Source organism: Enterobacter quasimori (assembly GCF_018597345.1).
GTDB lineage: Bacteria > Pseudomonadota > Gammaproteobacteria > Enterobacterales > Enterobacteriaceae > Enterobacter > Enterobacter mori.
The window spans coordinates 20,739-43,924 of sequence record NZ_JAHEVU010000004.1 but is presented as its reverse complement, the minus strand read 5'-3'; the positions used below and the strand labels follow the sequence as shown (position 1 = coordinate 43,924).

The 23,186-nt window shown below is 54.1% G+C and carries 20 protein-coding genes; 14 read left to right on the top strand and 6 right to left on the bottom strand.

What is annotated here, in order from left to right:
* Positions 1–19: 19 nt before the first annotated feature.
* Both btuF and mtnN read right to left on the bottom strand, forming a co-directional pair.
* On the bottom strand, positions 20–820 hold the full coding sequence (gene btuF / locus KK102_RS15875; protein ID WP_126545059.1) for a vitamin B12 ABC transporter substrate-binding protein BtuF: 801 nt from the start codon (positions 818–820) through the stop codon (positions 20–22).
* Complete coding sequence (gene mtnN, locus KK102_RS15870; protein ID WP_126545058.1) at positions 813–1,511, bottom strand: 5'-methylthioadenosine/S-adenosylhomocysteine nucleosidase; 699 nt, start codon at positions 1,509–1,511, stop codon at positions 813–815. Before mtnN ends, btuF begins: the two co-directional genes overlap by 8 nt.
* 82 nt (positions 1,512–1,593) lie before the next feature.
* Here mtnN and dgt point away from each other — a divergent pair, with 82 nt between their 5' ends.
* The 3 genes from dgt to KK102_RS15855 all read left to right on the top strand — a co-directional run bounded on the left by dgt (position 1,594) and on the right by KK102_RS15855 (position 5,981).
* Positions 1,594–3,108, top strand: coding sequence for a dGTPase (dgt, locus tag KK102_RS15865; RefSeq protein ID WP_126545057.1), 1,515 nt, complete (start codon positions 1,594–1,596; stop codon positions 3,106–3,108).
* Positions 3,109–3,240: 132 nt separating this feature from the next.
* On the top strand, positions 3,241–4,677 hold the full coding sequence (gene degP, locus KK102_RS15860) for a serine endoprotease DegP (protein WP_010426743.1): 1,437 nt from the start codon (positions 3,241–3,243) through the stop codon (positions 4,675–4,677).
* A gap of 146 nt (positions 4,678–4,823) precedes the next feature.
* A complete protein-coding gene (locus tag KK102_RS15855) occupies positions 4,824–5,981 on the top strand; it encodes a CdaR family transcriptional regulator (protein WP_010426741.1) in 1,158 nt (385 codons plus the stop codon).
* Positions 5,982–6,084: 103 nt separating this feature from the next.
* Here the strand turns inward: KK102_RS15855 and KK102_RS15850 are convergent, their stop codons facing one another.
* The 4 genes from KK102_RS15850 to map all read right to left on the bottom strand — a co-directional run bounded on the left by KK102_RS15850 (position 6,085) and on the right by map (position 10,976).
* Complete coding sequence (locus KK102_RS15850) at positions 6,085–6,474, bottom strand: DUF3461 family protein (RefSeq protein ID WP_008501916.1); 390 nt, start codon at positions 6,472–6,474, stop codon at positions 6,085–6,087.
* A gap of 111 nt (positions 6,475–6,585) precedes the next feature.
* Positions 6,586–7,410, bottom strand: coding sequence for a 2,3,4,5-tetrahydropyridine-2,6-dicarboxylate N-succinyltransferase (gene dapD, locus KK102_RS15845; protein ID WP_008501915.1), 825 nt, complete (start codon positions 7,408–7,410; stop codon positions 6,586–6,588).
* Positions 7,411–7,442: 32 nt separating this feature from the next.
* Positions 7,443–10,118, bottom strand: coding sequence for a bifunctional uridylyltransferase/uridylyl-removing protein GlnD (gene glnD / locus KK102_RS15840; RefSeq protein WP_126545055.1), 2,676 nt, complete (start codon positions 10,116–10,118; stop codon positions 7,443–7,445).
* Between the two features lie 63 nt (positions 10,119–10,181).
* Positions 10,182–10,976 carry a type I methionyl aminopeptidase gene (map, locus tag KK102_RS15835; protein WP_010426734.1) on the bottom strand — a complete coding sequence of 265 codons (795 nt, stop codon included), beginning with the start codon at positions 10,974–10,976 and terminating at the stop codon, positions 10,182–10,184.
* A gap of 321 nt (positions 10,977–11,297) precedes the next feature.
* Here map and rpsB point away from each other — a divergent pair, with 321 nt between their 5' ends.
* From rpsB to lpxD, 11 genes are all read left to right on the top strand, one after another.
* Complete coding sequence (gene rpsB, locus KK102_RS15830; RefSeq protein WP_003856207.1) at positions 11,298–12,023, top strand: 30S ribosomal protein S2; 726 nt, start codon at positions 11,298–11,300, stop codon at positions 12,021–12,023.
* Between the two features lie 117 nt (positions 12,024–12,140).
* Positions 12,141–12,992 (top strand): translation elongation factor Ts, encoded by an 852-nt coding sequence (gene tsf, locus KK102_RS15825; protein ID WP_028015579.1) that lies wholly within the window; start codon positions 12,141–12,143, stop codon positions 12,990–12,992.
* Positions 12,993–13,141: 149 nt separating this feature from the next.
* Positions 13,142–13,867 (top strand): UMP kinase, encoded by a 726-nt coding sequence (gene pyrH, locus KK102_RS15820; protein ID WP_006173609.1) that lies wholly within the window; start codon positions 13,142–13,144, stop codon positions 13,865–13,867.
* 167 nt (positions 13,868–14,034) lie between these two features.
* Positions 14,035–14,592: a ribosome recycling factor gene (frr, locus tag KK102_RS15815; protein WP_126545053.1), complete on the top strand. Its 558-nt coding sequence runs from the start codon at positions 14,035–14,037 to the stop codon at positions 14,590–14,592.
* Positions 14,593–14,685: 93 nt separating this feature from the next.
* Entirely contained in the window at positions 14,686–15,885 is a 1,200-nt protein-coding gene (ispC, locus tag KK102_RS15810) for a 1-deoxy-D-xylulose-5-phosphate reductoisomerase (protein WP_216357984.1), read from the top strand.
* Between the two features lie 186 nt (positions 15,886–16,071).
* Positions 16,072–16,830: a (2E,6E)-farnesyl-diphosphate-specific ditrans,polycis-undecaprenyl-diphosphate synthase gene (gene ispU / locus KK102_RS15805; RefSeq protein WP_126545051.1), complete on the top strand. Its 759-nt coding sequence runs from the start codon at positions 16,072–16,074 to the stop codon at positions 16,828–16,830.
* Positions 16,831–16,842: 12 nt separating this feature from the next.
* Positions 16,843–17,700, top strand: coding sequence for a phosphatidate cytidylyltransferase (cdsA, locus tag KK102_RS15800; protein ID WP_010426717.1), 858 nt, complete (start codon positions 16,843–16,845; stop codon positions 17,698–17,700).
* 11 nt (positions 17,701–17,711) lie between these two features.
* Positions 17,712–19,064: a sigma E protease regulator RseP gene (gene rseP, locus KK102_RS15795; RefSeq protein WP_126545050.1), complete on the top strand. Its 1,353-nt coding sequence runs from the start codon at positions 17,712–17,714 to the stop codon at positions 19,062–19,064.
* A 31-nt stretch (positions 19,065–19,095) separates the two neighbouring features.
* Positions 19,096–21,513 (top strand): outer membrane protein assembly factor BamA, encoded by a 2,418-nt coding sequence (bamA, locus tag KK102_RS15790; protein ID WP_216357983.1) that lies wholly within the window; start codon positions 19,096–19,098, stop codon positions 21,511–21,513.
* A 122-nt stretch (positions 21,514–21,635) separates the two neighbouring features.
* Positions 21,636–22,130, top strand: a complete 495-nt coding sequence (gene skp / locus KK102_RS15785; RefSeq protein WP_010426710.1) for a molecular chaperone Skp — start codon at positions 21,636–21,638, stop codon at positions 22,128–22,130.
* Between the two features lie 3 nt (positions 22,131–22,133).
* Positions 22,134–23,159 carry a UDP-3-O-(3-hydroxymyristoyl)glucosamine N-acyltransferase gene (gene lpxD / locus KK102_RS15780; RefSeq protein WP_126545048.1) on the top strand — a complete coding sequence of 342 codons (1,026 nt, stop codon included), beginning with the start codon at positions 22,134–22,136 and terminating at the stop codon, positions 23,157–23,159.
* The last annotated feature ends 27 nt before the right edge of the window (positions 23,160–23,186 follow it).

The window sequence follows — 23,186 nt, the reverse complement described above, 5'->3', positions numbered from 1 at the left end:
CGAAAAGTATTTATCTCTGTTAGTGACTCTCTGCCAGCGCGGCACAGAGTTGTTTTGCGGCGAGGATAATACGCGGGCTGGCGCGTTCAAACCAGTCACCGTTGATCGGGATCACCGGAATTTTAAGCTGGCTTTGCCAGAATTGTTCAACTTTAGGAATATCGCTCGCATTTCCGACCACGACGATGGCCTGCGGCTGGCGCGCAAGCACCTGTTCACGGCTGACCTGAGGCCACGGTACCCGGCTGGCTGCAAAGATATTTTCGCCGCCGCAGATTTCCAGCACCTGATTCTGAATCGAACCTTTCCCGGTGGTGAACAACGGCTGGCTACCAAACTGCAGGAAGATGCGTTTTTTAACAGAGGTATCGTATCGGGATTTCAGCGCAGCATAGTCGCTGAGCATCTGTTTCGCAGCGTCCTCGGCTTTTTTGGGCGTGGGGCTAAAAGGGGCAAGATCGCGAAGCGTCTGGGCGATTTGCTCGATACTGACTGCGTCCACCCACATGACCTTAATACCCAGTGAGGTGAGTTGGTTGACCTGCCGCTCGGCATTGCCGCCACGCCAGGCCAGCACGAGGTCAGGCTTAAGGGCCACAATACGCTCGAGATTCATTCCTTGCCAGGTCGCGACCTGTTCTATGCTGGCGGCCTGGGGGGGATAATCTGAAAAGCTACTCACGCCCACAGGGGTGATCCCGGCAGCAAAGGCCAGTTCGGTATTCGCGGGGGAAAGGGTAATCACACGCGGCATGGCGAAAAGCCATGCCGGTGCGAGAAGAAGCAGGGCGGCCAGCGCCCTGACGGTATGTTTAGCCACGAGCCAGTTTCTGCACCAGACGCTCCACCATCACGGTGGACTGTTTTGCCGCGACAACAAGGAACTCGTCAAAGCTAATGTGCGACTGCTGGTCCGCCACGTCAGAGATCGCGCGAACGACCACGAACGGTACGCTAAAGTTATGGCAAACGTGCGCAATTGCGGTTGCTTCCATCTCAACGGCAACCGCCTGCGGGAAGTTATGACGGATTTTCGCCAGGCCCACGGAGCCATTAATGAACGCATCGCCGCTGACAATCAGGCCGCGTACCGCATTAAGGTTCAGCTCTGCGATGCAGCTTTCTGCCGCGGCAATCAGGCTGTCGTCGGCTTTAAACCCGGCCGGGCAGCCCGGAAGCTGACCATATTCATAGCCGAAGGCGGTCACGTCGGCATCGTGGTAGCGCGCTTCGTCGGAAACGACGATATCACCCACCTTCAGCGTCGGTGCCAGACCGCCCGCAGAGCCGGTATTAACGATCACGTCCGGCTTGCAGCGTTCCAGCAGCAGGGTCGCACCCAGCGCAGCCGCCACTTTACCGATGCCTGATTTCAGCAGAGCCACGTCAACACCGTTCAGCTGGCCGGTGTAGATCTCACAACCACCCAGAGAGAGGGTCTGACGGTTCTCAATTTTGTCACGCAGGAGCGTAACTTCTTCTTCCATTGCACCAATAATGCCGATTTTCATAGATTTACTCGCGATGTGCCTTGTTAAGATGCATAGTCTATCATGCGGTTAAGGGGAAACGCATTCTCACGCGGGGGAGCACATGGCACCAATCGATTTTCGCACCAAAATTAACTGGCACCGACGTTTCCGTTCGCCGCAGGGCGAAAAGAGCGAACATGAGATCCTGCGAATCTTCGAGAGCGATCGCGGGAGGATCATTAACTCGCCCGCTATCCGGCGTTTGCAGCAAAAGACCCAGGTGTTCCCGCTGGAGCGTAACGCCGCGGTGCGCACGCGCTTAACCCACTCCATGGAAGTTCAGCAGGTTGGGCGCTACATTGCCAAAGAGATTTTGAGCCGCCTGAAAGAGCAGCGGCTGCTGGAAACTTATGGTCTGGATGAACTGACCGGGCCGTTTGAAAGCATCGTTGAGATGGCCTGCCTGATGCATGACATCGGCAACCCGCCCTTCGGGCATTTCGGCGAGGCGGCAATCAACGACTGGTTTAAGCAGCGGCTTTTCCCTTTGGATGCGAAAAGCCAGCCGCTGAGCGACGATCGCTGCGTAGTGAGGGATTTACGCCTGCGTGAGGGGGAAGAGGGCCTTAACGATCTGCGTCGCAAGGTCCGTCAGGATCTCTGCCATTTCGAAGGTAACGCGCAGGGGATCCGCCTGGTGCACTCCCTGATGCGCATGAACCTGACGTGGGCGCAGGTGGGCTGCATACTCAAATACACGCGTCCGGCCTGGTGGATGGGAGAAACCCCTGCCACGCATAGCTACCTGATGAAAAAGCCGGGCTACTATCTTTCCGAAGAGGCCTATATTGAGCGGCTGCGTAAAGAACTTTCATTAACGCCAAAGGGGCGTTTTCCATTGACGTGGATTATGGAAGCCGCCGATGACATTTCCTATTGCGTGGCCGATCTGGAAGACGCCGTTGAGAAAAGAATATTCAGCGTCGAGGAGCTTTATCAGCATCTTTATGATGCCTGGGGTAAACATGAAAAAGGCTCTCTGTTTTCTCAGGTCGTCGAAAATGCCTGGGAAAAATCGCGCTCGAATTCCCTCAGCCGCAGTACCGAAGATCAGTTCTTTATGTATTTGCGGGTCAATACATTAAATAAGCTGGTGCCTTACGCGGCGTCGCGCTTTATTGATAATTTGCCGCTGATTTTCAGCGGGGAATTTAATCACGCGCTGCTGGAAGATGACAGCAGTTACAGTCAACTCCTTGAGCTTTATAAACATGTGGCGATGCGCCATGTGTTCAGCCATCCGGACGTGGAGCAATTAGAGCTGCAGGGATACCGGGTGATCGGCGGGTTACTGGAAATTTATTCCCCGTTGCTTCACTTATCGGTCGATGAATTCAGCGAGCTGGTAGAACACGAGCGCGTGCGGCGAATACCTATCGAATCCCGGCTTTATCAGAAACTTTCTACCCGTCATCGTCTGGCGTATGTCGAAGCAATTGGTAAGCTGGAGCGCCACTCCCCTGAATGGCCGGTAATGGAATATTATTATCGCTGTCGTCTTATCCAGGACTATATCAGCGGCATGACAGATTTGTATGCCTGGGATGAATACCGCAAGCTCATGGCCGTGGAATAAGCGCGGAGTTTTGTAAAGACGACCAATAAATTTTTACTTTTTCCATAAACTTAATCCCGGAACTAAGCGGTATAAAACGAATCTGAGTTACACAGCAATTTTGCGTTATCTGGTAAATCGAGATTGAGAAACATGAAAAAAACCACATTAGCAATGAGTGCACTGGCTCTGAGTTTAGGTTTAGCGCTGTCTCCTCTGACTGCTACTGCAGCCGAGACCGCGTCGTCGGCAGCAACCGCGCAGCAGATGCCAAGCCTGGCACCGATGCTCGAAAAAGTGATGCCATCGGTGGTGAGTATTAACGTTGAGGGCAGCACGACCGTCAATACGCCGCGTATGCCGCGTAACTTCCAGCAGTTCTTCGGCGACAACTCGCCGTTCTGCCAGGACGGTTCGCCATTCCAGAGTTCCCCGTTCTGTCAGGGCGGTGGGGCAGGAGATGACAGCCAGGGCGGCGGCCAGCAGCAGAAATTCATGGCGCTTGGTTCGGGTGTCATCATTGACGCCGCAAAAGGCTACGTGGTAACCAACAACCACGTTGTGGATAACGCCAGCACCATCAAAGTTCAGCTGAGCGACGGTCGTAAGTTCGATGCCAAAGTCGTGGGTAAAGATCCGCGCTCCGACATCGCGCTGATCCAGATTCAGGATCCGAAAAACCTGACGGCGATTAAGCTTGCCGATTCCGACGCGCTGCGCGTGGGTGACTATACCGTGGCAATCGGTAACCCGTTCGGTCTGGGCGAAACCGTGACTTCGGGGATCGTCTCTGCGCTAGGTCGTAGCGGCCTGAACGCAGAAAACTACGAAAACTTTATCCAGACGGATGCGGCGATCAACCGCGGTAACTCCGGCGGTGCGCTGGTGAATCTGAACGGTGAACTGATCGGTATCAACACCGCAATTCTGGCTCCGGACGGCGGCAACATCGGTATCGGCTTTGCTATCCCGAGCAACATGGTGAAAAACCTGACCGCGCAGATGGTCCAGTATGGCCAGGTGAAACGCGGCGAGCTGGGTATCCTCGGCACCGAGCTGAACTCTGAGCTGGCGAAAGCGATGAAGGTTGACGCCCAGCGCGGGGCATTCGTCAGCCAGGTGATGCCGAATTCCTCCGCGGCGAAAGCGGGCATTAAAGCGGGGGATGTGATCACCTCCCTGAACGGTAAGCCGATCAGCAGCTTTGCCGCCCTGCGTGCCGAAGTGGGCTCAATGCCGATTGGCAGCAAAGTCACCCTCGGCCTGCTGCGCGACGGTAAGCCGGTTAACGTGAGCCTGGAGCTGCAGCAGAGCAGCCAGAATCAGGTAGATTCCAGCACAATCTTCAGCGGGATTGAAGGTGCCGAGATGAGCAATAAAGGCGCAGACAAAGGCGTAGTGGTGAACAACGTGAAAGCGAATTCACCGGCAGCCCGTATCGGCCTGAAGAAAGGTGATGTGATCATGGGCGCTAACCAGCAGCCGGTGAAAAACATCGCTGAACTGCGCAAAATTCTCGACAGCAAGCCTTCCGTGCTGGCGCTGAATATTCAGCGTGGTGATACCTCTCTCTATCTGCTGATGCAGTAATCCGCTTAAGCCCCTGTTCGCAGGGGCTTTCTCGTTTCTGTGATTCTTGCCACAACTCCATACTTCTCCCTCTCTCTTTGTGCATTCGCACAATGCAGCCGTCGCTGAACTTCCCTATGCTTGAGCTCTGCTCACAGGAGGGTTACATGGCTGGCTGGCATCTTGATACCAAAATGGCGCAGGATATCGTGGCGCGCACTATGCGCATCATTGATACCAATATCAACGTAATGGATGCCCGCGGGCGCATTATCGGCAGCGGCGATCGCGAGCGTATTGGGGAATTGCACGAAGGTGCATTGCTGGTGCTCTCCCAGGGCCGCGTGGTCGATATCGACGATGCGGTAGCAAAACATCTGCACGGCGTTCGTCAGGGCATCAATTTACCGCTGCGCCTTGAAGGGGAAATTGTCGGCGTTATAGGTCTGACCGGCGAGCCGGAGTCGCTGCGTAAATACGGCGAGCTGGTCTGTATGACGGCGGAGATGATGCTGGAGCAGTCGCGCCTGATGCACCTGCTTGCCCAGGACAGCCGCCTGCGCGAAGAGCTGGTCATGAACCTTATACAGGCGGATGAGCATACGCCTGCACTCAGCGAATGGGCGCAGCGGCTGGGAATCGATCTGAACCAGCCGCGCGTGGTGGCGGTGATTGAGGTCGATAGCGGCCAGCTTGGCGTGGACAGCGCCATGGCAGAGCTGCAGCAGCTGCAAAACGCGCTGGCGACGCCGGAACGCAATAACCTGGTGGCGATTGTGTCTCTGACTGAAATGGTGGTGCTTAAACCCGCGCTCAATCAGTTTGGCCGCTGGGATGCAGAAGACCATCGCCGCCGTGTGGATCAGCTGATTGCACGCATGCAGGAGAACGGCCAGCTGCGCTTTCGCGTTGCGCTTGGCAACTACTTTACCGGGCCGGGCAGCATCGCCCGCTCCTGGCGTACCGCACGCACCACCATGATGGTGGGTAAACAGCGTATGCCGGAAAGCCGCAGTTATTTCTATCAGGATTTGATGCTGCCTGTGCTGCTCGACAGCCTGCGCGGCGGCTGGCAGGCCAATGAGCTGGCGCGGCCACTAGTGCGTCTGAAAGCCATGGATAACAACGGCCTGCTGCGCCGCACATTGCAGGCCTGGTTCCGTCACAACGTGCAGCCGCTGGCGACCTCGAAGGCGCTGTTTATTCACCGCAACACCCTGGAGTATCGGTTAAACCGGATTTCGGAGCTGACGGGGCTGGATCTGGGGAATTTCGACGACAGGCTGCTGCTGTATGTGGCGCTGCAGCTGGACGAACAGAGATGATGCTTTTGCCGGGTGGCGGCTTCGCCTTACCCGGCCTACATGATGGTTTTCGCCCTCTCCCTGTGGGAGAGGGCCGGGGTGAGGGCATCAGGCCGCACCCAACTTATTTGTTGCGAGTTAACTTCTCAAGATCCGCTTCAATCTCGCTGATCTTATTCGTCACAACGCTTTCAAGGTGACGCAGATCGTCAAGGATCTTACGCTTGAGATCGACTTCGGTGCGGTCGCGCTGGCAGATCTGATCGAGTTCATCGATCACATAGCGCAGGTTAGGGCTGATTTCCTGTACTTCTTTGTAACCCTGCCCTACGCCGTCAGCCACAACGGTCTTACGCTGGCGCGGATATTTAAACTTCACGCTTTTGGCGAAAAACTCGCCTTTATCCTTGTGAAAATAGATTTTCAAAATATCGTTATTGGCTTCCTGACGGAGGCTGTAACGATCAATTTCATCAGGATTGGTAATGCCCAGACTTTTCAGATTATCGTACATAGCGGTACCCTTGATCTCAACATAACCTTTGAATAATTAACGAAAAAATCTACTTTCGCCACCCTCAGATATAAAAAAAGCGGGGTTGCCCCCGCTTTTTGTTATACCCGATTAATCGATGGTGCGCAGCAACTCATTGATGCCGACTTTACCGCGGGTTTTCGCATCCACTTTCTTCACGATAACCGCGCAGTACAGGCTGTATTTGCCATCTTTAGACGGCAGGTTGCCTGAAACCACCACGGAGCCCGCCGGAACGCGACCGTAATGCACTTCACCGGTTTCACGATCGTAAATACGGGTGCTCTGACCGATGTAAACGCCCATGGAGATCACGGAGCCTTCTTCAACGATCACGCCTTCAACCACTTCAGAACGCGCGCCGATGAAGCAGTTGTCTTCGATGATGGTTGGGTTAGCCTGCAGTGGCTCCAGTACGCCACCGATGCCGACGCCGCCGGACAGGTGAACGTTTTTGCCGATCTGCGCGCAGGAACCGACGGTCGCCCAGGTGTCAACCATGGTGCCTTCGTCAACGTAGGCGCCGATGTTTACGTAGGATGGCATCAGCACGGTGTTGCGTGCGATGAACGCACCCTGACGCACTGCCGCAGGTGGTACCACGCGGAAGCCTTCTTTCTGGAAGCGCGCTTCGTCGTAGTCAGCGAATTTCATTGGCACTTTATCGAAGTAGCGGCTTTCTGCTCCGTCGATAACCTGGTTATCGTTGATACGGAAAGAGAGCAGCACGGCTTTCTTCAGCCATTGATGAGTGACCCACTGACCGTCGATTTTTTCTGCCACGCGTAATGCGCCGGAATCCAGCAGGGAAATAACCTGGTTTACCGCTTCACGGGTCACGGTATCCACATTTGCCGGAGTGATCTCGGCGCGACGCTCAAAAGCGGACTCAATAACGTTCTGTAACTGCTGCATTGTTTACTCTTTCCATTTCACTAAAAAACACGTCACCCTTTATCGTTTGGATTGAGGGCTGCTGTCAACCGTTGTTGCACTTCAAGCTGCAGGTCATTATTAAGGGCACGCCGGTCCGCTGTGGCGATTATAAATAAATCTTCTACTCGCTCGCCAATGGTTGTAATTCGGGCGCCGTGAAGCGAAATTCCCAGATCGGCAAAAACCTGGCCGACGCGGGCAAGTAGCCCCGGCTGGTCGAGCGCGATCAGCTCCAGGAACGATTTGCGGTCGGTGTGGGTCGGCAGGAAATTGACCTCGGTATCGACGGTAAAATGACGCAATTTTGCAGGCTGGCGACGCGGCTGCGGCGCTTGCCAACTGCGCTGGGTAATGGCCTGCTCCAGACCAAAACGAATCCCTTCATGCCTGTCCGACGACAGCGGGCTGCCGTCCGGCTCCAGCACAATAAAGGTGTCCATTGCCATGCCGTCGCGGGTAGTGAAAATCTGCGCGTCGTGAACGCTCAGGTTACGCCTGTCGAGTTCGGCGCAGACGGCGGCAAACAGGTATGGTCGGTCCGGGCTCCAGATGAAGATCTCCGTGCCCCCGCGCGTGGCCTGTGGGCTCAGCAGGATCATCGGCTTCGACAAATCGTGCTTCAGCAGATGCCGCGCGTGCCAGGCAAGCTGGTTTGGGCTGTGGCGCACAAAGTAGTTAGCGCGACAACGCGCCCAGATCTGATGCAGCGCCTCTTCATCAATATTATCCATCCGCAACAGCGCCAGCGCCTGCAGCTGATGGTGGCGCACGCGCTCGCGCATGTCCGGGGTGTTTTGCATCCCGCGACGCAGCTGTTTTTCGGTAGCGAAGTACAGCTCGCGCAGCAGGCTCTGCTTCCAGCTGTTCCACAGGGTTTCGTTGGTGGCGCAGATATCCGCCACCGTCAGGCAGACCAGATAGCGCAGGCGGTTTTCCGTTTGCACCTCTTCGGCGAACTGCTTGATCACTTCAGGATCCTGAATGTCGCGACGCTGCGCGGTAACCGACATCAGCAGGTGATGACGGACCAGCCAGGCCACCAGCTGCGTTTCGCGTGAGTTCAGGCCGTGTAGCTCGGCAAATTTCAGCACGTCCTGCGCCCCCAGCACCGAGTGGTCGCCGCCGCGACCTTTGGCGATATCGTGGAACAGGGCGGCGATCAGGATCAGTTCGGGATGAGAAAGACGTGGCCACAGCTCGACGCACAGCGGATGGCGGGAGCGCGTCTCTTCTTTCGCAAAGCTTTCCAGCTTGAGCATCACGCGGATCGTGTGTTCATCCACCGTGTAGGCGTGGAACAGATCGAACTGCATCTGACCCACGATGTGCGACCACTGGGGCATATAGGCCCACAGCACGCTGTGGCGGTGCATCGGCAGCAGACCGCGGCTCACGGCACCCGGGTGGCGCAGCATGCTCAGGAACAGGGCGCGCGCTTCCGGGATATAGCACAAAGGCTCCGTCAAATGGCGGCGCGCATGGCGCAGATGGCGCAGGGTGGTGGAGTAGATCCCGGTGATGGTGCTGTTGCGAACCATGGTATAGAACATCCGCAGAATCGCTTCCGGCTCGCGGATAAACAGCGTTTCGTCGCGCAGATCGATAAGCGTGCCGCGCAGCTGGAATTCGTCATCAATCGGGCGCGGTTTTTCGTCCGCCGTCAGGGCCAGAATGGCCTCGTCGAACAGCTGCAGCAGCATCTGGTTCAGCTCGGTCACCCGGCGGGTGACGCGGAAGAAATCCTTCATCATGTGCTCAACCGGCTCGTTACCTTCTCCCTGGTAATTCAGGCGCTGCGCCACGCTGAGCTGGCGATCAAACAGCAGGCGGTTGTCGTAGCGGGTGACTTCCAGATGCAGGGCAAACCGGATGCGCCACAGCAGGTGCAGGCACTCGTTCAGCTCGTTACGCTCTGCCTCGGTTAAAAAGCCGAAGCCGACCATCTCGTCCAGCGAGGTGGCACCAAAATGGCGGCGGGCGACCCACTGCAGGGTGTGGATGTCGCGCAGGCCGCCGGGGCTGCTTTTAATATCGGGTTCAAGATTATAGCTGGTGCCGTGGTAGCGCTGGTGGCGCTGGTTTTGCTCCTCGACCTTCGCCGCGAAGAACTTTTCCGACGGCCAGAAGCCGTCGCTGAAGATGTGCTTTTGCAGCTCCAGGAACAGCGCGACGTCGCCGATCAGCAGACGGGTTTCAATCAGGTTGGTGGCGACGGTCAGGTCCGATAGCCCTTCCAGCAGACACTCTTCCAGGGTGCGCACGCTGTGGCCCACTTCCAGCTTCACGTCCCAGAGCAGGGTCAGCAGTTCGCCGATTTTTTGCGCCTGTTCGTCCGGCAGCTTTTTGCGGCTTAAGATTAGCAGGTCGATATCGGAAAGCGGATGCAGCTCACCGCGGCCATAGCCCCCAACGGCAACCAGCGCCACGTCGCTAATCTGCCCGAAGCCGTAATCGATCCACAGGCGTTGCAGCAGCTGGTCGATAAACTCGGTGCGCGCTTCGATGAGCTGCTCGGCCGAAATGCCCGCGTCAAACGCGCTTCCCAGCCAGCGCTGGAAGACGTCCATATGCGCTTTGATATCGGCACACTTCAGCTCGTGCGGCGGCCAGACGCCAGGGTTGTCGGGCTGGTCGGGGAGGGTGGGAAGAGCTGTGTTAGCATACTGTTCGGGTAAAAGATTACTCATCGTGCGCCACCCATAAGAAAAAGCTATCGCCATTAAAAAAGCCGGCATTCGCCGGCTCTTTTATCACTCAATGTTCGTCAGTATCGCCGGGATGGTGTCATCCTTGCGCAACGTCATAATTTCGCAGCCGTTGTCTGTTACCACAATAGTATGCTCGTACTGCGCAGACAAGCTTCTGTCTTTGGTTTTCACCGTCCAGCCGTCTTTCATGGTGCGGATGCGGTAATCGCCAGAGTTCACCATTGGCTCAATGGTGAAGGTCATGCCTTTCTGCAGCACCACGCCGCCGTCATCTGCATCATAGTGCAGGACCTGCGGTTCTTCATGGAAAACGCGACCAATGCCGTGACCGCAGTACTCGCGCACCACGGAGAAACCTTCTGCTTCCACGAACTTCTGGATAGCCGCACCGATAGTGCGCAGACGGATGCCTGGTTTCACCATCTTCAGTGCCAGGTAGAGGCTCTCTTGCGTCACTTTACACAGGCGCTCGCCGAGGATGGTCGGTTTGCCCACGATGAACATCTTAGAGGTATCGCCGTGGTACTCGTCTTTAATGACGGTCACGTCGATGTTAACGATGTCGCCATCTTTCAGCAGTTTTGCGTCGTCCGGAATACCGTGACAAACCACTTCATTTATAGAGATGCACACGGACTTTGGAAAGCCGTGGTAGCCGAGGCAGGCGGAAACCGCGTGCTGCTCGTTGACGATGTAGTCATTACAGATGCGATCCAGCTCGCCGGTGCTGACGCCCGGCTTCACGAACGGCTCGATCATTTCCAGCACTTCCGCGGCCAGACGACCGGCGACGCGCATCTTTTCAATTTCTTCAGGAGTCTTAATAGAGATAGCCATGTAATCTGTCCATCGGTGTCGTTTTTGTCGACAATACTAGTTCAAGTGTCGTCAATGGTAACAGTCTGGCGCACCCACTGCCAAATTGAGAATCATTAACAGCACACACCGTCAACAATTATTGGTTTCTGGCCGTGTTTTGTGGTATAAAGCGCGCCGGACTTCCGATCCATTTCAGATACACAGGCTGGACGGAAGCGACAAATCTCACTTTGTGTAACAACACACACGTATCGGCACATATTCCGGGGTGCCCTTTGGGGTCGGTAATATGGGATACGTGGAGGCATAACCCCAACTTTTACTATAGAGGTTTTAAACATGGCAACTGTTTCCATGCGCGACATGCTCAAGGCTGGTGTTCACTTTGGTCACCAGACCCGTTACTGGAACCCGAAAATGAAGCCTTTCATCTTCGGCGCACGTAACAAAGTTCACATCATCAACCTTGAGAAAACTGTACCAATGTTCAACGAAGCCCTGGCTGAGCTGAACAAGATCTCTTCCCGTAAAGGTAAGATTCTGTTCGTTGGTACTAAGCGCGCTGCAAGCGAAGCTGTGAAAGATGCTGCTAACAGCTGCGACCAGTTCTTCGTGAACCATCGCTGGTTGGGCGGCATGCTGACCAACTGGAAAACTGTTCGTCAGTCCATCAAACGCCTGAAAGATCTGGAAACCCAGTCTCAGGACGGTACTTTCGACAAGCTGACTAAGAAAGAAGCGCTGATGCGCACTCGTGAACTGGACAAGCTGGAAAACAGCCTGGGCGGTATCAAAGATATGGGCGGCCTGCCAGACGCGCTGTTCGTAATCGATGCAGACCACGAGCACATCGCAATCAAAGAAGCTAACAACCTGGGTATCCCGGTATTCGCTATCGTTGATACCAACTCCGATCCGGACGGTGTTGACTTCGTTATCCCGGGTAACGACGACGCAATCCGTGCTGTTAGCCTGTACCTGAGCGCTGTAGCTGCTACCGTTCGTGAAGGCCGTTCCCAGGATCTGGCTTCTCAGGCGGAAGAAAGCTTCGTAGAAGCTGAATAATAAGGTTTTACCCCTTATTAGTACCGTGTATGAATAGGGGCCCATTACCGGCCCCTTTTTTCAATTTACACTGTTTGGCCTCCGGCCGGGCAGTTCACATCTCCCGAGGATTTAAGAATGGCTGAAATTACCGCATCCCTGGTAAAAGAGCTGCGCGAGCGTACTGGCGCAGGCATGATGGATTGCAAAAAAGCGCTGACTGAAGCGAACGGCGACATCGAGCTGGCAATCGAAAACATGCGTAAATCCGGTGCGATCAAAGCAGCTAAGAAAGCAGGCAACGTTGCTGCTGACGGCGTGATCATCACTAAAATCGACGGCACCTACGGTATCATTCTGGAAGTTAACTGCCAGACTGACTTCGTTGCTAAAGATGGCGGTTTCCAGGCATTTGCGAACAAAGTACTGGACGCAGCTGTAGCGGGCAAAATCACTGACGTTGAAGTTCTGAAAGCACAGTTCGAAGAAGAGCGTGTTGCGCTGGTTGCTAAAATCGGTGAGAACATCAACATCCGTCGCGTATCTTCCCTGGAAGGCGAAGTACTGGGTTCTTACCAGCACGGCGCACGTATCGGTGTTCTGGTTGCGGCTAAAGGCGCAGACGAAGAGCTGGTTAAACAGCTGGCAATGCACATCGCTGCAAGCAAGCCAGAATTCGTTAAGCCAGAAGACGTGTCTGCTGAAGTGGTAGAGAAAGAGTACCAGGTTCAGCTGGACATCGCGATGCAGTCTGGTAAGCCGAAAGAAATCGCAGAGAAAATGGTTGAAGGCCGCATGAAGAAATTCACCGGCGAAGTTTCTCTGACTGGCCAGCCTTTCGTTATGGATCCAAGCAAGTCTGTTGCTCAGCTGCTGAAAGAGCACAACGCTGACGTAACTGGCTTCATCCGCTTCGAAGTGGGCGAAGGCATCGAGAAAGTTGAGACTGACTTCGCAGCAGAAGTTGCTGCAATGTCCAAGCAGTCTTAATGATTGAAAAGGAGCCGCCTGAGGGCGGCTTCTTTTTGTCACCCGTCATACAAAATCAGACAGGTTACTGTATCCCTGCGCTGGTTTGCGGCATAACATGTCGCCAGAATTAACCCCATCTTAATCGTTGACAGTCTCAGGAAAGAAACATGGCTACCAATGCAAAACCCGTGTACAAACGCATTCTGCTTAAGCTGAGTGGCGAAGCGCTGCAGGGAACGGAAGGCTTCGGTATTGACGCAAGCATCCTTGACCGCATGGCACAGGAAATCAAAGAACTGGTCGAACTGGGTATTCAGGTTGGCGTAGTTATTGGCGGTGGCAACCTTTTCCGTGGTGCTGGTCTGGCGAAAGCGGGGATGAACCGCGTTGTGGGCGACCACATGGGTATGCTGGCAACCGTGATGAATGGCCTGGCGATGCGTGATGCGCTCCATCGCGCCTATGTGAACGCCCGCCTGATGTCCGCTATTCCCCTGAACGGCGTGTGCGATAACTACAGCTGGGCAGAAGCCATCAGCCTGCTGCGCAACAACCGCGTGGTGATCCTCTCTGCCGGTACGGGTAACCCCTTCTTTACCACCGATTCCGCTGCCTGCCTGCGCGGTATCGAAATCGAAGCCGATGTGGTGCTGAAAGCAACCAAAGTGGATGGCGTGTTTACTGCCGATCCGGCAAAAGATCCGTCTGCGACCATGTACGATCAGCTAAGCTACAGCGAAGTGCTGGATAAAGAGCTGAAAGTAATGGATCTTGCCGCCTTCACGCTGGCTCGTGACCACAAACTGCCGATCCGTGTCTTCAACATGAACAAGCCGGGCGCACTGCGCCGCGTTGTAATGGGCGAAAAAGAAGGCACTTTGATCACGGAATAATTTCCGTCGGCGATAAATACAGGTAAGATTCCGCTTTACTTTGTAGTGGTATCTTACCCTGACGCGCCTTTGGCGTTGTCATGAATTAAACGCGACTATACTTAGCACACCTGTAGCGCTGTGCTGGCGGTTAGTCTGCCTGAGACAAGTTTTCAAGGATCCGTAACGTGATTAACGACATCAGAAAAGATGCTGAAGTACGCATGGATAAATGCGTAGAAGCGTTCAAAAACCAAATCAGCAAAATCCGTACTGGCCGTGCTTCTCCAAGCCTGCTGGATGGCATCATCGTAGAATACTACGGTACGCCAACTCCACTGCGTCAGCTGGCGAGCGTTACCGTAGAAGATACCCGTACGCTGAAAATCAACGTATTCGATCGCTCCATGAGCCCGGCCGTTGAGAAAGCGATCATGGCGTCTGACCTGGGGCTGAACCCAAGCTCTGCGGGTGCTGACATCCGCGTCCCGCTGCCTCCGCTGACGGAAGAGCGTCGTAAAGACCTGATCAAAGTCGTGCGTGGCGAAGCAGAGCAGGGCCGCGTTTCCGTACGTAACGTGCGCCGCGATGCGAACGACAAAGTGAAAGCGCTGCTGAAAGAAAAAGAGATCAGCGAAGATGACGACCGCCGTTCACAGGACGACGTGCAGAAGATGACCGACGCAGCGATCAAGAAAATTGACGCGGCGCTGGCAGAAAAAGAAGCGGAACTGATGCAGTTCTGATTTCTTCTGTAAACTGATAAACGCCGTTCAGAAAGACCTCATGTCTTGCTGGCGGCGTTTTGCTTTTATCTGTTCTCACTTTTCGGGCATCTCATGAAGCATCTGACTCTCCTTGGCTCAACCGGCTCTATCGGTTGCAGCACTCTCGACGTGGTTCGCCACAATCCTGACAGCTATACCGTGACCGCCCTCGTGGCCGGAAAGAACGTGCAGCGCATGGTCGAACAGTGCCTGGAGTTTACGCCCCGCTTTGCGGTGATGGATGATGAAGAGAGCGCACGTCAGGTTAAGACGTTGCTGCAGGAGCAGGGCAGCCGCACCGAGGTGTTGAGCGGGCAGCAGGCAGCCTGTGATATGGCGGCGTTGGATGAGGTCGATCAGGTGATGGCCGCGATCGTTGGGGCGGCTGGGCTTCTGCCGACGCTTGCCGCTATTGATGCCGGTAAAGATGTCCTTCTGGCGAATAAAGAGTCGCTGGTGACCTGCGGACGCCTGTTTATGGAGGCGGTCAAGCAGCGCGGCGCGCGTCTTTTACCGGTTGATAGCGAACACAACGCCATTTTTCAGAGTTTGCCGCAACCTTTTCAACAGAACCTGGGGTACGCTGACCTGGAGCAGAATGGCGTCGTGTCGATTCTGCTCACCGGGTCTGGTGGCCCGTTCCGTGAAACGCCACTGTCTGAGCTGAGCGCAATGACGCCGGATCAGGCGTGCCGTCATCCGAACTGGTCGATGGGTCGTAAGATCTCCGTTGATTCAGCCACCATGATGAATAAAGGTCTGGAATACATTGAAGCGCGCTGGCTGTTTAATGCGTCAGCGAAACAGATGGAAGTGCTGATCCACCCGCAATCGGTGATTCACTCTATGGTGCGCTATCAGGATGGCAGCGTGCTTGCTCAGTTGGGCGAACCGGATATGCGTACGCCTATTGCTCATGCGATGGCGTGGCCAAATCGCGTGACATCTGGGGCAAAACCGCTCGATTTCTGCAAGCTGAGTTCACTGACCTTTAGCGAGCCTGATTACGACCGTTACGCGTGTCTGAAGCTTGCGATGACGGCCTTTGACCAGGGGCAGGCGGCGACGACGGCACTGAATGCAGCGAATGAAGTGACCGTTGAGGCGTTTCTGAATCAGCAGATCCGCTTTACCGATATCGCAGCAATGAATCTTTCAGTGCTTGAATTGATGGATTTGCGCGAACCACAAAGCGTGGAAGAGGTGCTGGCGGTTGATGCAGAGGCTCGCATTGTTGCGCGTAAACAGGTGACACGTCTCGCAGGCTGGTGATAAAGCAGCCACTAGTCGTCGTGCTATTTGTTAGCGTTGTGCTTCAGTGATATAGTCTGCGCCACCTGATCGCAGGTATTTGACTTTATGTGGTCAGGTAAGCCGTGGTTTGACACGGCTTTTTTATGTATAGGCTTCAGTATTCCTGTGTACCGTTAAATCCTTTTCAGGGACTAAAAACGCGTTATGTTGTCTGCGAATCAACCAATGAGCGAAAACGTGCCAGCGCATGGCTGTCGCCATGTAGCAATCATCATGGATGGCAACGGCCGCTGGGCGAAAAGACAAGGGAAGATACGAGCCTTTGGGCATAAAGCGGGGGCGAAATCCGTTCGCCGTGCCGTTTCTTTTGCCGCCAATAACGGCATTGATGCGTTAACGCTCTATGCTTTTAGCAGTGAGAACTGGAATCGACCACCGCAGGAAGTGACTGCGTTGATGGAACTGTTTGTGTGGGCGCTCGACAGCGAAGTAAAAAGCCTGCACCGCCACAACGTCCGCCTGCGTATTATTGGCGAAACCAGTCGTTTTAACTCACGTTTGCAGGAACGGATTCGCAAAGCAGAAGCGCTGACGGAAAACAATACCGGCCTGACGCTCAATATCGCGGCGAATTACGGCGGACGCTGGGATATTATTCAGGGCGTTCGGCATCTGGCCGAACAGGTTCAGGAAGGGCTGTTGAGACCCGACCAAATTGATGAAGAGGCGCTCAGTCGGCAAATCTGCATGAATGAACTGGCGCCTGTGGATTTGGTAATAAGGACAGGGGGGGAACACCGCATAAGTAACTTTTTGCTTTGGCAAATCGCCTACGCCGAACTTTACTTTACCGATGTTCTTTGGCCCGATTTTGATGAACAAGACTTTGAAGGTGCGCTGCATGCCTTTGCCAATCGAGAGCGTCGTTTCGGCGGCACCGAGCCTGGTGGCGACAAAGCCTGATGGGGGTAGCTTTTGCTGAAGTATCGCCTGATTTCCGCTTTTGTATTAATACCCATTGTCATTGCGGCGCTGTTTTTACTGCCCCCAGTGGGATTCGCGATTGTCACGCTGGTGGTGTGCATGCTTGCCGCCTGGGAATGGGGACAGTTTAGCGGCTTTACCTCGCGCACACAGCGGGTATGGCTGGCGGTGCTTTGTGGCTTTATTCTGGCCCTTATGCTGTTCACGTTGCCTGAATATCATCACGATATTCACCAACCGCTGGTTGCCGGCTCCTTATGGATATCGCTGGCATGGTGGGTTGCTGCGCTTGTGTTGGTGCTTTTTTATCCAGGATCTGCGGCGCTGTGGCGAAATTCTAAAGTGTTGCGCCTTATTTTTGGTCTGCTCACAATTGTTCCATTTTTCTGGGGTATGGTCGCGCTGCGCGCCTGGCACTATGACGAAAACCACTATAGCGGTGCCCTCTGGCTGCTTTATGTGATGATTCTCGTCTGGGGGGCTGACTCTGGAGCCTATATGTTTGGTAAACTGTTCGGCAAACATAAACTGGCGCCGAAGGTTTCCCCGGGTAAAACCTGGCAAGGATTCATTGGTGGCCTGTTTACGGCGGCGATCATCTCCTGGGGTTATGGCCTCTGGGCGAATCTGGAGGTTGCACCGTCAACATTGCTGGTGTGCTCAATTTTCGCTGCGCTGGCCTCGGTGTTGGGTGATCTCACCGAAAGTATGTTCAAGCGTGAAGCAGGGATTAAAGACAGCGGTCACTTGATTCCAGGCCATGGCGGGATACTGGATCGTATTGACAGCCTGACGGCGGCTGTTCCAGTGTTTGCTTGCTTGCTTTTACTGGTATTCGGGACGATTTAACGGAAGGTTTTATGCTGAGCATTCTCTGGAATCTGGCGGCTTTCATTGTTGCACTGGGTGTGCTGATTACCGTGCATGAATTTGGCCATTTCTGGGTTGCTCGACGCTGTGGCGTGCGGGTGGAGAGATTCTCCATCGGGTTTGGTAAATCGCTCTGGAAGCGTACCGATCGCCATGGCACCGAGTTTGTCATCGCCCTTATTCCGCTAGGCGGCTACGTCAAAATGCTCGACGAGCGCGTCGAGCCTGTTGCGCCAGAACTGAGGCACAGCGCGTTTAACAACAAAACCGTTGGGCAACGTGCTGCCATCATTGCTGCCGGTCCGGTAGCCAATTTCATCTTTGCTATCTTCGCTTACTGGCTGGTGTTTATCATCGGTGTTCCTGGCGTGCGTCCGGTTGTCGGTGAAATTGCCCCTGGCTCTATTGCAGCGAGTGGGCAAATTACACCTGGGATGGAACTTAAAGCGATTGATGGCATCGAAACCCCTGATTGGGATGCCGTGCGATTGCAGCTGGTTGCGAAAATTGGTGATGAGAAGACGACTGTTAGCGTGTCGCCTTTTGGATCTGACCAGCGGCAGGAAAAAGTGCTGGATTTACGCCACTGGAGTTTCGAACCCGACAAAGAAGATCCCGTTTCCGCTCTGGGGATTCGGCCGCGCAGCGCGCAAATCGAACCGGTATTAGCCGAAGTACAGGCTAACTCCGCAGCGAGTAAAGCGGGTTTGCAAGCGGGCGACAGGATCGTTAAAGTCGATGGTCAACCATTAACACAATGGATGACCTTTGTTACTCTGGTACGCGATAATCCGGGTACATCGCTCGCGCTGGAAGTGGAAAGACAGGGGAGCCCGCTCTCACTGACGCTGATTCCGGATACCAAATCGAGCAGCGGAAAGGCAGAAGGGTTTGCAGGCGTTGTGCCGAAAGTGATCCCACTGCCAGATGAGTACAAGACAATACGCCAGTATGGGCCGTTCAGCGCCATCCTTGAAGCCACGGATAAAACATGGCAACTGATGAAGCTAACGGTAAACATGTTGGGGAAATTGATAACCGGTGATGTGAAACTGAACAACCTCAGTGGGCCTATTTCGATTGCTCAGGGGGCTGGGATGTCAGCGGAGTTCGGGGTGATTTACTATCTCATGTTTCTCGCGCTCATTAGCGTGAACCTCGGGATAATCAACCTGTTCCCGCTTCCCGTATTAGACGGGGGCCATCTGCTGTTTTTAGCGATCGAAAAGCTAAAAGGCGGACCGGTATCCGAGCGAGTTCAAGACTTTAGTTATCGCATTGGCTCGATTTTGCTGGTGCTGTTAATGGGGCTTGCACTTTTCAATGATTTCTCTCGGTTGTAAGAGAGTTAGTTAGGAAGAACGCATAATAACGATGGCGATGAAAAAGTTGCTCATAGCGTCGCTGCTGTTTAGCAGCGCCACCGTATACGGTGCTGACGGGTTCGTAGTGAAAGATATTCATTTCGAAGGCCTTCAGCGTGTCGCCGTTGGTGCGGCCCTCCTCAGTATGCCTGTGCGCCCCGGCGATACGGTTAATGATGATGATATCAGTAACACCATCCGCGCTCTGTTTGCCACTGGCAACTTTGAGGACGTCCGCGTCCTGCGCGATGGTGATACGCTGCTGGTTCAGGTAAAAGAACGTCCAACGATCGCCAGTATCACTTTCTCCGGCAACAAGTCGGTGAAAGATGACATGCTCAAGCAAAACCTTGAAGCATCCGGTGTTCGTGTGGGGGAGTCCCTGGACCGCACAACCCTTGCAGACATTGAAAAAGGTCTGGAAGACTTCTATTACAGCGTCGGTAAATACAGCGCCAGCGTAAAAGCGGTAGTGACGCCGCTGCCGCGTAACCGTGTTGACCTGAAACTGGTCTTCCAGGAAGGTGTTTCTGCGAAGATCCAGCAGATCAACATCGTGGGTAACCACGCGTTCAGCACCGACGAACTGATCTCAACGTTCCAGCTGCGTGACGAAGTGCCGTGGTGGAACGTGGTGGGCGATCGTAAATACCAGAAACAGAAACTGGCAGGCGACCTTGAAACCCTGCGCAGCTATTATCTGGATCGCGGTTATGCCCGTTTCAACATTGATTCAACTCAGGTCAGTCTGACTCCGGACAAGAAAGGGATCTACATTACGGTTAACATCACAGAAGGCGATCAGTACAAGCTTTCTGGCGTTGAAGTCAGTGGAAACCTGGCGGGGCATTCTGCTGAGATTGAGTCGCTGACCAAAATTCAGCCAGGCGATCTGTATAGCGGTTCTAAAGTGACCAAAATGGAAGACAGCATTAAAAAGCTGCTCGGCCGTTATGGTTATGCCTATCCGCGCGTACAAACTCAGCCGGAAATCAACGACACGGAGAAAACCGTTAAGCTGCACGTGAACGTTGATGCGGGTAACCGTTTCTACGTGCGTAAGATCCGCTTCGAAGGTAACGACACTTCTAAAGATTCCGTTCTGCGCCGCGAAATGCGCCAGATGGAAGGGGCGTGGTTGGGTAGCGACCTGGTTGATCAGGGTAAAGAGCGTCTGAATCGTCTGGGTTACTTCGAGACGGTTGATACTGATACCCAGCGCGTACCGGGCAGTCCGGATCAGGTTGATGTCGTCTATAAAGTGAAAGAGCGTAACACCGGTAGCTTCAACTTCGGTGTGGGCTACGGTACTGAAAGCGGTGTGAGCTTCCAGGTCGGTGTTCAGCAGGATAACTGGCTGGGTACGGGATACTCTGTTGGTATCAACGGTACCAAAAACGACTACCAGACCTACTCTGAGTTTTCTGTCACAAACCCATACTTCACCGTTGACGGTGTGAGCCTGGGTGGTCGTATCTTCTATAACGACTTTAAAGCAGACGACGCAGATCTGTCCTCCTATACCAACAAGAGTTACGGTGTAGACGGTACGCTCGGCTTCCCGGTGAACGAATACAACACCCTGCGTGCGGGCTTAGGTTATGTGCATAACGACCTGTCCAACATGCAGCCGCAGGTGGCGATGTGGCGTTATCTGGATTCCATTGGCCAGTCGGCAAGTACGTCCAGCGATGACAACGGTTTCGCGGCGGATGACTTCACCTTCAACTACGGCTGGACCTATAACCGCCTTGACCGTGGCTACTTCCCGACGGAAGGTTCTCGCGTCAACCTGAACGGTAAAGTGACCATTCCTGGCTCTGATAACGAGTTCTACAAGTTGACCCTGGATACGGCGTCTTACTTCCCAATTGATGATGACCACAAGTGGGTTGTCCTGGGTCGTACTCGTTGGGGTTACGGTGACGGGATTGGCAGTAAAGAGTTGCCGTTCTATGAGAACTTCTATGCGGGCGGCTCCAGCACCGTTCGTGGCTTCCAGTCCAACAACATTGGTCCGAAAGCAGTCTACTACGGCGGTAATGACGAAGATAACTGCGCAAGCCGTGATCCAAAACAAGTGTGTAGCTCTGATGATGCGGTCGGCGGTAACGCTATGGCCGTGGCGAGCCTTGAGTTCATCACGCCTACGCCGTTTATCAGCGACAAGTACGCGAACTCTGTCCGTACCTCCTTCTTTATGGATGCGGGTACGGTGTGGGATACCAACTGGGAAAATACCGCCCAGATGCGTGAGGCAGGTGTTCCAGACTACAGCGATCCGGGCAACATTCGCATGTCCGCAGGTATCGCATTACAATGGATGTCACCGCTGGGGCCGTTGGTCTTCTCTTACGCCCAGCCGTTTAAGAAATACGATGGAGACAAAGCGGAGCAATTCCAGTTTAACATTGGTAAAACCTGGTAATAATTCGCTGCAAAGGAATGCGTTGGCAGTGTAGCGCTGACAACTGGCGATCGGTAACACGATCGCCTTGCCACGCAAAGAACGGTACCTTCTGGTGCCAATGGGATGGTAAGGAGTTAATTGTGAAAAAGTGGTTATTAGCTGCAGGTCTCGGTTTAGCGATGGCAACTTCTGCTCAGGCAGCGGACAAAATCGCAATCGTCAACATGGGTAATTTGTTCCAGCAAGTTGCACAGAAAACGGGCGTTTCTGCAACGCTGGAGAACGAATTCAAAGGCCGTGCTAGCGAACTGCAACGTATGGAAGGTGACCTCCAGACTAAAATGCAGCGTCTGCAGCGCGATGGTTCTACCATGAAAGCAAGCGATCGCAGCAAGCTGGAAAAAGACGTAATGGCTCAGCGCCAGACCTTCTCCCAGAAAGCGCAGGCTTTCGAGCAGGATCGTCAGCGTCGTTCTAACGAAGAGCGCGGTAAACTGGTGACTCGCATTCAGTCTGCAGTTAAAGCTGTTGCTGCCGATCAGAGCATCGATCTGGTTGTTGATGCGAATGCCGTTGCTTTCAACAGCAGCGATGTTAAAGACATCACCGCTGATGTTCTGAAACAGGTTAAATAAGTAATGCCTTCAATTCGACTGGCTGATTTAGCTCAGCAGTTGGATGCAGAATTACACGGTGATGGCGATATCGTCATCACCGCTGTTGCGTCCATGCAATCTGCTAAAGCTGGCAACATCACTTTCATGGTAAGTCCTAAGTACCGTGAACACCTGGCTCAATGCCAGGCGTCTGCCGTTGTTCTGACGCAGGACGATCTTCCGTTTGCCACAGGCGCTGCTCTGGTAGTGAAAAATCCCTACCTGACGTATGCACGCATGGCCCAAATTCTTGATACCACGCCGCAGCCGGCGCAGAACATTGCGGCTAGCGCCTCAATCGATCCGACGGCCCAGCTGGGTAACAACGTTGCAGTTGGCGCGAATGCCGTGATTGAGTCCGGCGTTGTGCTGGGTGATAACGTGGTGATTGGCCCGGGCTGCTTTGTTGGTAAAAATACGAAGATTGGTGCAGGGTCCCGCTTGTGGGCCAATGTATCTGTCTACCACGAGGTTGAGATTGGCGAAAATTGCCTCATTCAATCCAGCACGGTGATTGGTTCTGACGGTTTCGGTTACGCCAACGATCGGGGTAACTGGGTTAAGATCCCACAGTTGGGTCGCGTGATTATCGGCGATCGTGTTGAGATCGGTGCCTGTACCACTATTGACCGCGGTGCGCTTGACGACACCATTATTGGCAATGGTGTTATCATTGATAACCAGTGCCAGATTGCACATAACGTTGTGATTGGCGACAATACCGCAGTTGCGGGCGGCGTGATCATGGCAGGCAGCCTCAAAATTGGCCGTTACTGCATGATTGGCGGTGCCAGCGTGATCAACGGCCATATGGAAATATGCGACAAAGTGACGGTGACAGGTATGGGCATGGTTATGCGTCCTATCACTGAGCCTGGCGTCTATTCCTCAGGCATTCCGCTGCAACCGAACAAGGTCTGGCGTAAAACAGCTGCTCTGGTGATGAATATTGATGATATGAGCAAGCGTCTCAAAGCGATTGAGCGCAAAATCGATCAACAAGACTAAGCGTTCATCCGTTTAACGCTAATTTTC

What these genes read in the sequence shown, in the direction of transcription:
- map (WP_010426734.1), bottom strand. Translation starts at nt 10,976, where the DNA reads ATGGCTATCTCTATTAAGACTCCTGAAGAAATTGAAAAGATGCGCGTC.
- ispU (WP_126545051.1), top strand. Translation starts at nt 16,072, where the DNA reads ATGTTGTCTGCGAATCAACCAATGAGCGAAAACGTGCCAGCGCATGGC.
- KK102_RS15850 (WP_008501916.1), bottom strand. Translation starts at nt 6,474, where the DNA reads ATGTACGATAATCTGAAAAGTCTGGGCATTACCAATCCTGATGAAATT.
- degP (WP_010426743.1), top strand. Translation starts at nt 3,241, where the DNA reads ATGAAAAAAACCACATTAGCAATGAGTGCACTGGCTCTGAGTTTAGGT.
- tsf (WP_028015579.1), top strand. Translation starts at nt 12,141, where the DNA reads ATGGCTGAAATTACCGCATCCCTGGTAAAAGAGCTGCGCGAGCGTACT.
- dgt (WP_126545057.1), top strand. Translation starts at nt 1,594, where the DNA reads ATGGCACCAATCGATTTTCGCACCAAAATTAACTGGCACCGACGTTTC.
- mtnN (WP_126545058.1), bottom strand. Translation starts at nt 1,511, where the DNA reads ATGAAAATCGGCATTATTGGTGCAATGGAAGAAGAAGTTACGCTCCTG.
- rpsB (WP_003856207.1), top strand. Translation starts at nt 11,298, where the DNA reads ATGGCAACTGTTTCCATGCGCGACATGCTCAAGGCTGGTGTTCACTTT.
- pyrH (WP_006173609.1), top strand. Translation starts at nt 13,142, where the DNA reads ATGGCTACCAATGCAAAACCCGTGTACAAACGCATTCTGCTTAAGCTG.
- rseP (WP_126545050.1), top strand. Translation starts at nt 17,712, where the DNA reads ATGCTGAGCATTCTCTGGAATCTGGCGGCTTTCATTGTTGCACTGGGT.
- bamA (WP_216357983.1), top strand. Translation starts at nt 19,096, where the DNA reads ATGGCGATGAAAAAGTTGCTCATAGCGTCGCTGCTGTTTAGCAGCGCC.
- ispC (WP_216357984.1), top strand. Translation starts at nt 14,686, where the DNA reads ATGAAGCATCTGACTCTCCTTGGCTCAACCGGCTCTATCGGTTGCAGC.
- lpxD (WP_126545048.1), top strand. Translation starts at nt 22,134, where the DNA reads ATGCCTTCAATTCGACTGGCTGATTTAGCTCAGCAGTTGGATGCAGAA.
- glnD (WP_126545055.1), bottom strand. Translation starts at nt 10,118, where the DNA reads ATGAGTAATCTTTTACCCGAACAGTATGCTAACACAGCTCTTCCCACC.
- dapD (WP_008501915.1), bottom strand. Translation starts at nt 7,410, where the DNA reads ATGCAGCAGTTACAGAACGTTATTGAGTCCGCTTTTGAGCGTCGCGCC.
- KK102_RS15855 (WP_010426741.1), top strand. Translation starts at nt 4,824, where the DNA reads ATGGCTGGCTGGCATCTTGATACCAAAATGGCGCAGGATATCGTGGCG.